Raw genomic sequence first — 13,602 nt, 5'->3', positions numbered from 1 at the left:
ATCGTTACAGATGGTTTAAGTTTGTGGGTGATTTATGGGTTGTCAAAAACGATTGATTGTCAAAAAACACAAACCGCCCAAAAGAGCAGTTTGCAAAAGAGCAGTTTGTGCGTTTTGGTAAAATGAAGTGTAACCGATTTTGTGAAAAAAAACCAATTCATCACAAGCAATTTTACCAAATTTTTACCAAATTTTATTTTTTATGGTGAGCTTTAATCCAAAAAGCTATAGCTGTCCAAATCAAGCGACATGGTTTCGCTTGAAGTTAACATGCTTTCGGACAATCCTGATGCTCTGGGTAGCAGTTTTTCAAAATAAAACTCGGCGGTTTTGATTTTGGCTTGATAAAATGCTTTGGTTTCTTTGCCATTGCCTTTTTTGAGTTTATCGTGAGCAACGGCGGCCATTCTTGCCCAGTGATATGCCATCATGACATAGCCTGAATACATAAGATAGTCATCTGAGGCGGCTGAGACGATGTCGCGATCTTTGCGTGCAGTGAGCATGATGCGTGCGGTTAGGGTATTCCATTCGGCACAATATTTGGTTAACGCCCAAGCGTATTTACGCATTTCTTTATCAAGTGCGTACTCACTGCACCAACGCATGATGTTGGCGGTATAATCCAATACCACCTTGCCTTTGGATTGGAGCAGCACTTTACGCCCTAACAAATCCAAGGCTTGCACGCCTGTTGTGCCCTCATAAAGGGTAGAAATACGTGCATCACGGGCAATTTGCTCCATGCCCCATTCATTGATATAGCCATGTCCACCAAAAATTTGCATGGCATGTTTGGTGCTTTCAATGCTTAATTCTGTTAAAAATCCTTTTAGCACGGGCGTGTAAAAGCCTAATTTTTCGTCCCATTTTTCAAAGTTTTCGTGATCGCCTGCAAAACTGGCCTCGGTCATTTTATCTGCATAACGCCCAGCATGACAAATCATCGAGCGTGCTCCCTCGCTAAAAGCTTTTTGAGTTAATAGCATTCTGGCAACATCGGCATGATAAATAATTGCATCACCGGCTTGGTTTGGTTCTTTTTTGCCTGATAATGCACGCATAGAGCGACGTTCTTTGGCATAAGGTAGACTGTTTTGAAAGGCTAATTCCATATGAGCCAGACCTTGAATGCCAGTGCCAACACGAGCGGTATTCATAAAAGTGAACATGGCTTTTAAGCCTTTGTGTGGTTCTCCAATCAAATAACCTTTCGCGTTGTCAAAATTTAACACAGCAGTCGCTGAAGCCTTAATCCCCATTTTGTGTTCGATCGAACCGCACGTTACCGCATTGCGTTCGCCGATCGAACCGTCATCATTTACCAAAAATTTTGGTACGATAAACAGTGAGATGCCCTTTGTGCCTTCAGGGGCGTTGGGTAATTTTGCCAGTACAATGTGAATGATATTTTCGGTCAAATCATGCTCGCCTGCCGAGATAAAGATTTTTGTGCCTGTCAGTGCATAACTGCCGTCATCATTTGGAATGGCTTTGGTTTTGACTTGTCCCAAATCCGTGCCACATTGTGCTTCAGTCAAACACATCGTGCCCGACCAAGCACCCTCTACCAATTTTGGCATATATTTGTCTTTTTGTTCTTGCGAACCGTATTGCATGATGGTGTTCATACAACCAAGCGATAAACCAGGATACATCTGAAATGACCAGTTGGCGGTTGAAATGATTTCAGATTTAATCAAATTTAGCGATGCAGGCATGTGCGATCCGCCAAATTTTTCAGGATAACCCATGCCTTGATAACCTGTTTCAATAAACATGTTATAGGCTTCTTTAAAGCCTTTTGGTGTGGTAACTTCACCGTTATCAAAATGACAGCCCTCGGCATCACCTGATTGATACAAAGGCAACAGCACATTTGTGGAAAAATCAGCCACGTTTTCTAAAATCATATCCACAGTTTCAGGATCGGCATTTTCACCTGATTTTAGGGTTTTGTAATGCTCTGGGTAATTAAACACTTCGTTGATTAAAAAACGAATGTCGCGCAGCGGAGCTTTATAAGTTAAGGCCATACAGATATCCTTGTTTGATTTTGTAAAATGTTTGATCTTGTAAAACTTAATAAATACTTAATTTAATAAATACTTAATTTAATAAATGTTCAATGTTTTTTGTATAACAAACCTAGTATAAACAAATCTGGATAAAAGCACAGCAAAAAAACGCTATTTATAACTTTTTTTCATAAAAAAATAGATTTATTATTAATAAAAGTTATCATTTAAACTGCGGTTAAAATATGTTAAAATAGCAATTGGCTTAACAAATTCAGCTTAACAAATAAAAACAGTGATCTTATGTTATTAGAACAAATTCCGATTTTTAAGATATTTTTGGCCTTAGTGGTGTTGGTTAATCCGTCGGCCTCGTTGGCATTGTTTTTGGATATCACCAAAGGTGGCACACGCGAACAGGTGCGTAAAGTGGCACTCATTGCAGCGGTAACGGTATTTATTTCTATTGCGATTTTTGCCATAGCAGGGCAGGCAATTTTACAAGGGCTGGGTATTTCGCTTGGTTCATTTCGTGTGGCGGGCGGATTGTTGGTACTGTTAATTGCCATCGGTATGATGAATGGGGCGGGTAATATTGCCAAACCAAATGTGGATAACGCAGAAGAGGTGCAAGGATCGGCGTTTCAAGGGACTAAAATGGCGGTTGTGCCACTTTCCATTCCGATGATTATTGGTCCTGGTGGCATTTCAACGGTGATTATTTATGCAGCCAGTGGCAATGGTTGGGGCAATAAAATTGCACTGTTGGTTGCAGGTTTTATTATTAGTTTAATTTTGTATGGAACGTTTATGGCTGCAGGGCGCGTCAGTCGCTTTTTGGGTGATACGGGTCTAAACGTGTTAAACCGTGTTATGGGTATGTTGTTGGCTGCTGTGGCGGTAGAGATTATTGTGGCAGGCTTGCGTTCGTTGTTTCCACAGTTGGCTTAATCGTGCTTGATTTTTGCAAAAAAAGCCTTATTATGGTAAAACGAGTGGTATAATGTTTTTTACACACTAAGATGACACATACTATAGAGAACTGATTATGCAACATTCAAGCCATGAATCAAACCTTGATGACACACCGCACGCACCGCAAGAAACTTTGTTGGAATTTGTGCAAGAAACAAGCGGTAAAATGGTATTACGTCCCATGCACGCCAATGACAATATTGAACCCTTGTTAAGCATTGAATTTTCCCAAGAAATTCAAGACATGTTGGGCGGTGATATCCAGTTTATCGGACAAAGTATGATACAAGCGGCGATGCAAAGTTTTATGCAAAAACAAATTGCTCAATACCACGCTCATGTTTATGACGAAGAGCCTGAGCGATTCAGTTGACAATGAACGAGCAACGTTAGGCTTGTTTGTTAAATAAATTTAACAGTGATTGAAAACGAGCGATTGAAAACGATTGAAACGATTAACGTTCAAGCGTTTTTGTTTTTGTCAAAAATCCAGCCATCGGCTATTTAACACCATATTAACAGCATATTAACACCATATTAACACCATAAATTTAACACCGTAAACCTAAAACACAAAAGAGTTCACAATGCCAATCTCAACTGCCAATTTTTACACCGTTAATCACGCTAAGCATTCTGTTAAAACCATCGGTATTTTGGGCGGTGGGCAATTAGGGCTTATGCTTGCACAGTCTGCGTTGCCACTTGGCATTCGTTGTGTGTTTTTAGAAGATGTGCCAAATTGCCCTGCACGTTTGCTTGGTAAAGTATACAGCACAGAGCAACTAGATGATTTTGCAGATGCGTGCGATGTTTTTAGTTTAGAATTTGAAAATACACCCTTAAGTTCTGCTAAATTTTTGGAAGAAAAAACAGGCTTATTCCCACCTTCACAAGCACTATTTATCACTCAAGATCGCTTAAAAGAAAAACATTTATTTAAGACACTTAATATCAAAACCGTGCCGTTTGTCGCCGTTAGCACCAAACACGATGTAAAAAATGCGTGCGATACGTTAGGCTTGCCCTTGGTGCTAAAAACCACGCGCGGCGGTTATGATGGCAAAGGTCAGTTTGTGATTAAAACGGTGCAAGATATTGACACAGCTTGGACGCAGTTAGGCGATGCAACCACAACCGCTCCATTAATTGCAGAACAATTTGTCAATTTTGATCGCGAAGTATCGATCATTGCGGTGCGTTCACAATTTGGCGAAATTCGCTATTATCCGCTTGTTGAAAATGAGCATCGCAACGGTATTTTGGCAAAAACCACCGCTCCTGCGTCCAATGTAGAGCAGTTAGCCGATCAAGCACAAGACAACATCAAAAAACTATTGGAACATCTGAATTATGTTGGTGTGTTAACGCTTGAATTGTTTGTTACTAGCGATGGTTTAATTGCCAATGAAATTGCACCACGCGTGCATAATTCTGGGCATTGGAGCATTGAGGGGGCAGTGTGCAGCCAGTTTGAAAACCATATGCGAGCAGTGGCAGGCTTGCCTTTGGGCGATACGCGTATTGTCAAACCGTCTGTGATGTTAAATGTGATTGGCAAGTATCCAAATCTAACGCAAATACTTGCCCTTGACGGCGTGCATTATCACGGTTATGACAAACAAGAAAACGCAGGGCGAAAAATTGCACACATTACCATCATGCCAACCGATACAGACAAACTTAATGAAACGGTTGCAAAAGTAGAAGCCTTATTAAATTCAGACTAAGTCTGTAAGTTTATAAGCCATCAAGTTTAGACGAAGCGGTTATCAAAATCCAAAAAAAAGCAACCAATATAAAAGGTAAATTGTCAAACCACGCTAAAATCAATCACAATTTTTCTATCAAAGCCAACTTCCAGTAAACTTGCGGTGATTCTAGCCGTAAGTCCCCATACTGTTTCGTTGTCAATGATAAATGCTGAAGTTGTTACGTTAAATTGATGATATTGTTTGCTAAAACTTACCAAATCTTGCACCAACAACCCACGCAAATCCGCCCAAAATAACCGCTCGACTTCACCTACATGAGGCGTTAACACCAAATCAGGCGGTATTATGCCTACCACAGGTAAGACTGGTATGCCTTGTTGAGTATGGTGCAATGCCAACTCACCTAAAATCGTTACATCACTTGGCAAAATTCCTGTTTCTTCCCACGTTTCTCTAAGGGCGGTTGCGTGATTATCCACATCAGTTGCCTCGCGCCTGCCTCCTGCAAATGACACTTCACCTGAATGATGATTAAGTTGACCAGAACGCAAGGTATAAAGAATTTTTGGATAGGTTTCATTGGTAATGGCAACAAGCACGGCATATTGGTGCCAGGTTGGCGAGATAGGGCGGTTTGCTAAGCGCAAGGCCAGCTGTTTTAATAGGGGGCTTTTAAATGTGGTTTGGATCATTTTTTAGATTTTTGTTTTTTAGATTTTTGCTTTAACTTTGTCAAAAGTATGATACCATGACACATCATTTTAACCAAATTTAGTAGGATCAGTCATGCCTTTTTGTTTGCAATGTGGCACAAAAGCGGAGTATGCGATACCGCAGGGCGACAGTCGTGAACGGATTGTTTGTCCAAGTTGCGGTTATATTCATTACCAAAATCCAAAAGTGATCAATGGTTGTTTGCTAATTTACGATGAAAAAGTACTGTTATGTCGCCGTGCGATTGAACCGCGCTACGGTTTTTGGACTTTGCCTGCAGGCTTCATGGAGCTTGGTGAAACCATGCAAGATGGTGCAAATCGTGAGTGTTGGGAGGAGGCTTGTGCGATTGGTGAAAATTTGCAATTGTATTGCTTGTATGACATTCCTGCATTGGGTGATATTCATGCGTTTTTTATCGGTGATTTGCAACAAGGAAAATTTGGTGTGGGCGAGGAAAGTTTGGAATGTCAATTGTTTTTAGAGCATGAAATTCCTTACGATGAATTGGCGTTTGATACGGTAACTCAAACCTTGCACCATTATTTTGCAGATAAAAAAAATGGCTCAACATGGGGCAATTTTCCCTTGCACCGTCAGACCATTGACAAAAATTTATTATTGCAAAGCGTTAAAACAATAAAACGTTAAAACAATAAAAACCCAGTAAAATAAAAACCCAATAAAATTAGCGTATTGGGTTTAAAACTTTGGCATCGATGGGTTAAGCGTAAATCACATCAACGATTTCGTATTCTACTTCACCGCTTGGTGTTTGGATTTTTGCATCATCGCCTTTGGTTTTGCCAATCAAACCACGTGCAATTGGTGAATTGATTGAAATTTTATTGGCTTTAAAATCCGCTTCGTCTTCACCGACAATCGTGTAGCGTTTTTGTTCTTCAGTGTCCAAATTTTCAATGACAACGGTAACACCAAAAACCACGCGTCCATCTTGTGGCAGTTTGCTGATGTCGATGATTTCTGCGCCACCAAGTTTTGCTTCAATGTCGCGAATCCGAGCTTCGGATAAACCTTGCTGTTCACGAGCGGCGTGGTATTCGGCGTTTTCTTTGAGATCGCCGTGTTCGCGTGCTTCGGCGATGGCGGCGGTAATGCGTGGGCGTTCTACGGTTTTTAGGTGTTTTAGCTCTTCTTCTAGGGCTTGATGTCCTTGTGGGGTCATGGGATAACGTTGCATATTTACTCCATTTTTGCAAATATTTCTTTTACATAAAAAAACCAAGCCAGATAACAGTTGTTACCTAGCGTGGCATGTTTGATAAGATTTGCTAATATTGTAAGTGATTTTTAATAAATTGCAAGTTTTTTTATGTTAAGCACATAAAATTTTCATGCCAATCACCAATCATCACAAACCAACATGAACAATCCAATCTTGAATAATCAACAATCTTGCAGTTTATACACATCAAACGGCAAAGTGATTTTGTACGATTGACAAATTGCTTTACCAGAATTGAGTGTGCTTGCGGTAAACACTTTTTGTTGCAAGGCATTGCGCCGAATTGCAAATGAATCCTCTTGGGCTTGTTTGCCCTCGGTGGTGTTGATGATTAAGTGAACTTCACCATTTTTAATCATATCTACAACGTGTGGGCGTCCTTCGGTTACTTTATTGACTTTTTGGCATACAATGCCGTTTTCGCTTAAAACTTTGTGTGTGCCACTGGTCGCTACGATGTTAAAGCCATATTGAGCCATTTGTTTGGCAACCTCTACCACCCCTGCTTTATCACTATCACGCACCGAAATAAACACGGTTTTGAGCTCGCCATCGGTTGGTAAACCTGTCAAGCGATCGCCTGATGCAATAATGGCTTTATAATATGCTTCAGCAAAGGTCTCACCCACGCCCATCACCTCGCCTGTGGATTTCATTTCAGGGCCTAGCACTGGGTCAACTTTGGGGAATTTGGCAAACGGAAACACCGCTTCTTTTACCGAAAAATGCTTTGGTATGATTTCTTCGGTAAAGCCTTGCTCGGTTAAACTTTTGCCTGCCATCGCACGGGCTGCCACTTTTGCCAGTGATACGCCAATACATTTTGACACAAACGGCACAGTACGGCTGGCTCTGGGGTTCACTTCAAGCACATAAATGACATCGTCTTTGACGGCAAATTGCACGTTCATTAAACCGACAACGCCAAGCTCTTTTGCCATCGCAATGGTTTGGCGGCGCATTTCATCTTGCACTTTACTGCTTAATGAATACGGCGGAATGGAACACGCCGAATCGCCAGAATGCACGCCTGCTTGCTCAATGTGCTGCATAATCCCGCCAATCACCACGGTGTTGCCATCACTCACGCAATCTACGTCCACTTCGGTGGCATCGTCCAAAAAGTGGTCAAGCAATACGGGCGATTTATCCGACGCTTGCACCGCTTCACGCAAATAGCGGTTTAATTCGTCTTCATTATAGACAATTTCCATCGCGCGTCCGCCCAAAACATACGACGGCCGCACCACCAACGGATAGCCCACTTTAGCGGCCGCCGCTGCCCCTTCGCTGGCCGATTTAATCAAGGCATTGCTCGGCTGACGCAGCCCCAATTTGGCAATCATGGCAGCAAACCGCTCACGGTCTTCGGCACGGTCAATGGCATCTGGGCTTGTGCCAATAATCGGCACGCCTGCATCTTCTAGGCTACGCGCCAATTTTAGCGGCGTTTGCCCGCCGTATTGCACAATCACGCCTTTTGGCTGTTCAATGCGGACAATTTCTAGCACATCTTCCAAAGTTACCGATTCAAAATACAAGCGGTCGGACGTGTCATAATCGGTTGAAACGGTTTCGGGGTTACAATTAACCATAATGGTTTCAAAGCCGTCATCACGCATGGCAAGGGCGGCGTGTACGCAGCAATAATCAAACTCAATGCCCTGCCCGATGCGATTTGGCCCGCCGCCAATCACCATGATTTTATCCCGCTCGCTCGGATTAGACTCGCATTCTTCATCATAAGTGGAATACATATAGGCGGTATCACTGGCAAATTCGCCCGCACAAGTGTCCACGCGTTTGTAAACAGGATACACGCCAAGCGACCAGCGTTTTTTACGCAGCTGTTTTTCGCTAATGCCCATCAAATTGGCAAGGCGTAAATCCGCTAAGCCTTTGCGTTTTAATTGCGTAAACATTTCGGCGGTTAAATCGGACAGCCCCAAAGTTTTCACCCAATTTTCACTGTCAATAATGTCTTTAATTTGCACCAAAAACCACAAATCAATATGGGTCAGAGCAAAAATTTCTTCCACCGTCATGCCAAATCGCAACGCTTCGGCAATGTAAAAAATCCGCTCTGGCGTGGGCGTGGTAAGGCGTGCTTTAATTTCGCTTAAAATTTTGTCATTTGGCGTGCGTTCGGTAAAAATTTCATCAAAGCCCGTTGCCCCAGTTTCAAGCCCACGGAGTGCCTTTTGCAAACTTTCTTGAAAATTGCGTCCAATTGCCATCACCTCGCCCACCGATTTCATTTGTGTGGTCAAAACGGGGTCGGCTTTGGGGAATTTTTCAAAATTAAAGCGTGGGATTTTGGTAACCACATAATCCAAGGCAGGCTCAAAACTGGCAGGGGTTTTACCGCCTGTGATGTCGTTTTTAAGTTCATCAAGGGTAAAGCCCACCGCCAATTTAGCAGCAATTTTGGCAATCGGAAAGCCCGTCGCTTTGCTCGCAAGTGCCGACGAACGGCTCACGCGCGGATTCATTTCAATCACCACCATACGCCCATCTTTGGGGTTGATGCCAAATTGCACATTTGAGCCGCCCGTTTCCACGCCAATTTCACGCAAAACGGCAATGGAAGCGTTGCGCATGAGCTGATATTCTTTATCGGTCAAGGTTTGCGCAGGGGCAACGGTGATGGAATCGCCCGTATGCACGCCCATGGGGTCAAAATTTTCAATGGAACAAATGATGATACAATTGTCGTTTTTATCACGCACCACTTCCATCTCATACTCTTTCCAGCCGATGAGACTTTCGTCAATCAAAAGTTGATGCGTTGGCGATAAATCAAAACCACGCTCGCAAATTTCCATAAATTCATCTTTATTATAAGCAATGCCGCCGCCGCTGCCCCCCATGGTGAAACTTGGGCGAATGATGACAGGAAAACCAAAGCGGGCTTGAATGGCGAGTGCTTCGTCCATGGTGCTGGCAACGTCGGCTTTGGGGCATTCTAGCCCGATTTTTTTCATGGCGGCGTCAAACAGCTCGCGGTCTTCGGCTTTTTCAATCGCGTCTTTGCTTGCCCCGATTAACTCGCAATCGTATTTTGCCAACACGCCGTGTTTGTCCAAATCCAAGGCACAATTTAACGCCGTTTGTCCGCCCATGGTTGGCAAAATGGCATCAGGCCGCTCTTTGGCGATGATTTGCTCCACGGTTTGCCACGTGATGGGTTCAATGTAAGTGGCGTCCGCCATGGCAGGGTCAGTCATAATGGTGGCGGGGTTGGAATTGACCAAAATCACGCGGTAGCCTTCTTCTTTTAAGGCTTTGCACGCCTGCGCCCCTGAATAGTCAAATTCGCACGCTTGCCCGATGACAATTGGCCCGGCTCCGATGATTAAAATGGATTTGATATCGCTGCGTTTTGGCATTTTTTTATCCTTTTTTGTTTAAATTAAAATAAATGTTGCATGGCGTGTTCTTCTTGGCGAATGCGTTTGGCTAAAATCAGCCCATAAATGGGCAAACCGATAATTAAAACCCACCACGCATGGCATAAAATGGCAATGCCGATTAATTCTGGAATGATGTTTAAAAAATAATTGGGGTGTTTAAAGGTTTTAAATAACCAAGACGTGTTAATTTTATGATTGGGGGCAATATAAATTTTCACCGTCCAAATCTCGCCCAATTGTTTGATAATCACCGCCAAAATCATAAACGAAATACAAACAATCACCACGCCAATAAATGAAATGACATCAAAATAAGCACTCACTAAATACGCATTTAACAGGGCTAAAAAATAATACGCAATGTGGGCGGCGGCAAGTAGCGTTGATGTTTGATTGCCAACTTGCACCGCCCCGTTTTTGATTAAGTTTTTTTCGTTTTTAATGGAAACGGCTAAAAAGGCTAGGCGAATAATAAAAAATAAGATAAAAAAGATTAAAATGGTTGTCATACTGTATTCTCTTTAAATGCTCTTTTTAAGCACTATTTTTAAATCGTTATTCCATGCAAGCAAATATTTTTCTTTGCCAAAAAACGGTTTTGGGCAAGGGTTAAATTAAATTTGTCGGGCAATTGATTTGGCAAGGGTTTCATAAATTAGGCTTTTTGTACTGTTAAATTGTAAAAATAATTTATAAACCGCATTGTTTATATGCCCAAGCCATATATTTTAAACCTAATTCATATCCTGCACCTTCACCTTTTAAACTTAATAATTCACTAGTATCATTTCTAGATATCTTGGTGGGAAACAATACGGCATTTCTTAAATTTTGATATCTGAAATCAAACAATAATTGACCAAATTTATTTTTTGTTTCATCAGAAATAAATTCATTAGGATTGTTTTGAGTATTTAAACCAGTTTTTCTAGAAACACCTAAAGAAACAACATTACCAACAGCATAAACCAATTCAGGGCTAAGAATTTTGATATCATTTCGCACTTTTGATATATCATTGGATAAAACGTATCGGGTGACTTCTTGTTTTTTAAAATTAAAATAGCTAGTTTTACTAAATTTATCATCCAAACAGTAGCTTAACTGCGGATTATTTAATTGTAACTTAGCGACCATATCTTTCATAAACAAAGAATATATAGCCCCCGCATCAATCATAGTAACCGAATCATTTGTAAGTTTTTCAATAATTTGTTTTTGCTCTAATGTTAATGTTGGAGCAGGATAGCGACTATAGCTATTTGCAAAGCTACTGGTTGACAAACCAATGGTTGATAATAAAGAAATCCCAATTAAAACGGAAGCTAATTTTTTCATTTTAAAATTCCTTTACTTTTTTTCATTTCCATTACAAACCTATCAAAAAGCGGCGAACAATCATGCGGCCCCGGACTTGCCTCAGGATGCCCTTGAAAACTAAACGCAGGCTTATCGGTGCGTTCAATGCCCTGATTTGTGCCATCAAACAGCGAGCGGTGCGTGGGGCGTAAACAGTCGGGCAACGTGCTTTCATCTACCGCAAAACCGTGATTTTGACTGGTAATCATCACCGTGCCATCGGCTAAATTTTGTACAGGGTGGTTTGCTCCGTGATGGCCGTGGGGCATTTTGAGCGTTTTTGCACCGCTTGCCAACGCTAATAACTGATGCCCTAAACAAATGCCAAAAATCGGCGTGTCAGTTTTTAGTAATTCTTGAATGTTGCTAATAGCATAATCGCAAGCGGCAGGGTCGCCGGGGCCATTGGATAAAAACACGCCGTCTGGGTTCATTGCCAATACATCGCTGGCAGGGGTTTGAGCGGGAACAACCGTCAAGCGACAACCACGGTCAGCAAACATGCGTAAAATATTGGTTTTTGTGCCAAAATCATACGCCACAACGTGATAAATTGCGTCAGGCTTTGGTTTTACGTCAATGGCACTTATCTTTTGAGCGTCAGTCAACAATTGCCAAGTGCCGTCCGTCCATTCAAAGCCGCTTTTATCGCAGCATTCTTTGGCTAAATCTAAGCCATTTAAACCCTTGTACTCTTGAGCCAATTTTAACGCTTGTTGTTTGGCGGTTTCTAAATTTTCATCATCACTCACGGTTAAAATGCAGCCGTTTTGCGCCCCTTTTTCACGCAAAATGCGGGTAAGTTTACGCGTGTCAATTTCGGCAATTGCCACGGTGTTTTGCTGTTTTAGATAGTCGGGCAAGGACATTTGGGCGCGAAAACTGCTGTGAAACAGTGGCATATCGCGGATAATCAAGCCATTTGCCCACACTTTGTGCGTTTGTCCTGATTCGGTGTCTTCGCTGTTGCAGCCTGTGTTGCCAATGTGCGGATACGTTAAGGTTACAAGTTGCTCGGCGTAGCTTGGGTCGGTCAAAATTTCTTGGTAGCCTGTCATGGCGGTGTTAAAAACCACTTCGCCCACGGCCCTGCCGCTTACGCCAAGGCTTGTGCCAACAAAAATTGTGCCGTCTGCTAGGGCTAAAATTGCGCGTGTCATCTGCTTGCCTTTTGTCTGATTTTTATAAATTTTGTCAGGTTTTATAAATTTTTGCCATAAAAAAACGAATAAAAATGAATTTTAGAAATTAATAAGGCGTGGCGTATAAAAACAACCATACTGTACCATCTTTAATTTCATTGTTATTCATTGTTACTCGCTGGGTATAGGTTTTATATATTTTAGCAGAAAAAACAGCACTTTGGTAGGGGTTGAAAAATTTATTTGTTTGCAACAAAACCACATAACTGCTACATACAAGCAAAAAAAATTTTGCTAAACTATTGTCAATTTTTTTTCTTTAAGGCTTACAGTTATGTTAAAACCAATGATGTTAAAACCAATTTTTACCGTCGCTACACTTGTGCTTGCTTTGACCGCTTGTTCAAAGGCTTCCGAAGATCCAAAAACGCCCACAGCTGCCGAAAAACCAGTCGCTTCCAGTCCTGCACCGGTTGAATCTGCTGTGCCAAGCAGTGCTGCTACAAGCACTGATGTCGCTTCCGTCTCAAGTGCAACCGAAGCAGTTGCCAGTCAAGCAGCACCAGTAGAAAACGCACAAGCACCAACAGCAAAAAATTCAGTATTAAAGACGGATTTAGAGCTTTTATTTAAAACCTTAGATGCAATTGACAAAAAAGCCCAAGCCAAACAAGCCGAGCTGGAAAAGAAAATGCAGAAGGCGAACAGTCCTGCTGATCAACAACAATTTTTAAAAGAAGTGGTGGCACAATTAGACAGCCAAAAATCAACGTTACAAGCATTAAAATTTAACGACAAACGAGTTGCTCAAGTGCGTGATAAAATGATCGAAAATATCAATGACAGTGGCAATGCCATGCAACTGATGGCAAAAAATCCAACCGCCACACCAGATTCCAATCCAGAAGTCAATAAATCCGTACAAAAGGCAGAAAAATCCGCCGAACAAGTGCGTGGTATGCTATTAAAATTGGTGAAAGAAGCAGGCATACAGTTGCCAACCCCATAATTTTTTTGGTA

General features: G+C 41.8%; 12 protein-coding genes. 5 read left to right on the top strand and 7 right to left on the bottom strand.

The window, feature by feature from the left end:
- Positions 1-212: 212 nt before the first annotated feature.
- Positions 213-2,036, bottom strand: coding sequence for an acyl-CoA dehydrogenase C-terminal domain-containing protein (locus tag MOMA_RS01190; RefSeq protein ID WP_009501376.1), 1,824 nt, complete (start codon positions 2,034-2,036; stop codon positions 213-215).
- Between the two features lie 285 nt (positions 2,037-2,321).
- Between MOMA_RS01190 and MOMA_RS01185 the strand changes: the two genes are divergently transcribed.
- From MOMA_RS01185 to MOMA_RS01175, 3 genes are all read left to right on the top strand, one after another.
- Positions 2,322-2,969 (top strand): MarC family protein, encoded by a 648-nt coding sequence (locus MOMA_RS01185; protein WP_009501375.1) that lies wholly within the window; start codon positions 2,322-2,324, stop codon positions 2,967-2,969.
- A 97-nt stretch (positions 2,970-3,066) separates the two neighbouring features.
- The gene (locus tag MOMA_RS01180; RefSeq protein ID WP_009501374.1) at positions 3,067-3,366 is read left to right on the top strand and encodes a hypothetical protein; all 300 of its coding nucleotides are present in this window, start codon (positions 3,067-3,069) and stop codon (positions 3,364-3,366) included.
- A 214-nt stretch (positions 3,367-3,580) separates the two neighbouring features.
- Positions 3,581-4,723: a 5-(carboxyamino)imidazole ribonucleotide synthase gene (locus tag MOMA_RS01175; RefSeq protein ID WP_009501373.1), complete on the top strand. Its 1,143-nt coding sequence runs from the start codon at positions 3,581-3,583 to the stop codon at positions 4,721-4,723.
- A gap of 83 nt (positions 4,724-4,806) precedes the next feature.
- Here MOMA_RS01175 and MOMA_RS01170 read toward each other — a convergent pair whose 3' ends face one another.
- On the bottom strand, positions 4,807-5,400 hold the full coding sequence (locus MOMA_RS01170; RefSeq protein ID WP_009501372.1) for an NUDIX hydrolase: 594 nt from the start codon (positions 5,398-5,400) through the stop codon (positions 4,807-4,809).
- A 94-nt stretch (positions 5,401-5,494) separates the two neighbouring features.
- On the opposite strand from MOMA_RS01170, the gene MOMA_RS01165 reads away from it, so the two are divergent.
- Complete coding sequence (locus MOMA_RS01165; RefSeq protein WP_009501371.1) at positions 5,495-6,073, top strand: NUDIX hydrolase; 579 nt, start codon at positions 5,495-5,497, stop codon at positions 6,071-6,073.
- Positions 6,074-6,146: 73 nt separating this feature from the next.
- Here the strand turns inward: MOMA_RS01165 and greA are convergent, their stop codons facing one another.
- The 5 genes from greA to carA all read right to left on the bottom strand — a co-directional run bounded on the left by greA (position 6,147) and on the right by carA (position 12,600).
- A complete protein-coding gene (gene greA / locus MOMA_RS01160; protein WP_009501370.1) occupies positions 6,147-6,623 on the bottom strand; it encodes a transcription elongation factor GreA in 477 nt (158 codons plus the stop codon).
- A 206-nt stretch (positions 6,624-6,829) separates the two neighbouring features.
- Entirely contained in the window at positions 6,830-10,057 is a 3,228-nt protein-coding gene (gene carB, locus MOMA_RS01155; protein ID WP_009501369.1) for a carbamoyl-phosphate synthase large subunit, read from the bottom strand.
- 23 nt (positions 10,058-10,080) lie between these two features.
- Positions 10,081-10,590, bottom strand: a complete 510-nt coding sequence (locus tag MOMA_RS01150) for an isoprenylcysteine carboxyl methyltransferase family protein (protein WP_009501368.1) — start codon at positions 10,588-10,590, stop codon at positions 10,081-10,083.
- 181 nt (positions 10,591-10,771) lie between these two features.
- Positions 10,772-11,419 (bottom strand): hypothetical protein, encoded by a 648-nt coding sequence (locus tag MOMA_RS01145; protein ID WP_009501367.1) that lies wholly within the window; start codon positions 11,417-11,419, stop codon positions 10,772-10,774.
- Positions 11,416-12,600 (bottom strand): glutamine-hydrolyzing carbamoyl-phosphate synthase small subunit, encoded by a 1,185-nt coding sequence (gene carA, locus MOMA_RS01140; RefSeq protein WP_009501366.1) that lies wholly within the window; start codon positions 12,598-12,600, stop codon positions 11,416-11,418. The genes MOMA_RS01145 and carA overlap by 4 nt, the downstream gene beginning before the upstream one ends.
- Before the next feature lie 316 nt (positions 12,601-12,916).
- Here carA and MOMA_RS01135 point away from each other — a divergent pair, with 316 nt between their 5' ends.
- Positions 12,917-13,591: a hypothetical protein gene (locus MOMA_RS01135; protein ID WP_227498077.1), complete on the top strand. Its 675-nt coding sequence runs from the start codon at positions 12,917-12,919 to the stop codon at positions 13,589-13,591.
- The last annotated feature ends 11 nt before the right edge of the window (positions 13,592-13,602 follow it).

This window comes from Moraxella macacae 0408225 (assembly GCF_000320365.1).
GTDB lineage: Bacteria > Pseudomonadota > Gammaproteobacteria > Pseudomonadales > Moraxellaceae > Faucicola > Faucicola macacae.
This window is presented reverse-complemented; position numbering and strand designations above follow the sequence as displayed.

Coding starts and splice junctions, on each gene's coding strand:
- MOMA_RS01190 (WP_009501376.1), bottom strand. CDS start 2,036: ATGGCCTTAACTTATAAAGCTCCGCTGCGCGACATTCGTTTTTTAATC.
- MOMA_RS01185 (WP_009501375.1), top strand. CDS start 2,322: ATGTTATTAGAACAAATTCCGATTTTTAAGATATTTTTGGCCTTAGTG.
- MOMA_RS01180 (WP_009501374.1), top strand. CDS start 3,067: ATGCAACATTCAAGCCATGAATCAAACCTTGATGACACACCGCACGCA.
- MOMA_RS01175 (WP_009501373.1), top strand. CDS start 3,581: ATGCCAATCTCAACTGCCAATTTTTACACCGTTAATCACGCTAAGCAT.
- MOMA_RS01170 (WP_009501372.1), bottom strand. CDS start 5,400: ATGATCCAAACCACATTTAAAAGCCCCCTATTAAAACAGCTGGCCTTG.
- MOMA_RS01165 (WP_009501371.1), top strand. CDS start 5,495: ATGCCTTTTTGTTTGCAATGTGGCACAAAAGCGGAGTATGCGATACCG.
- greA (WP_009501370.1), bottom strand. CDS start 6,623: ATGCAACGTTATCCCATGACCCCACAAGGACATCAAGCCCTAGAAGAA.
- carB (WP_009501369.1), bottom strand. CDS start 10,057: ATGCCAAAACGCAGCGATATCAAATCCATTTTAATCATCGGAGCCGGG.
- MOMA_RS01150 (WP_009501368.1), bottom strand. CDS start 10,590: ATGACAACCATTTTAATCTTTTTTATCTTATTTTTTATTATTCGCCTA.
- MOMA_RS01145 (WP_009501367.1), bottom strand. CDS start 11,419: ATGAAAAAATTAGCTTCCGTTTTAATTGGGATTTCTTTATTATCAACC.
- carA (WP_009501366.1), bottom strand. CDS start 12,600: ATGACACGCGCAATTTTAGCCCTAGCAGACGGCACAATTTTTGTTGGC.
- MOMA_RS01135 (WP_227498077.1), top strand. CDS start 12,917: ATGTTAAAACCAATGATGTTAAAACCAATTTTTACCGTCGCTACACTT.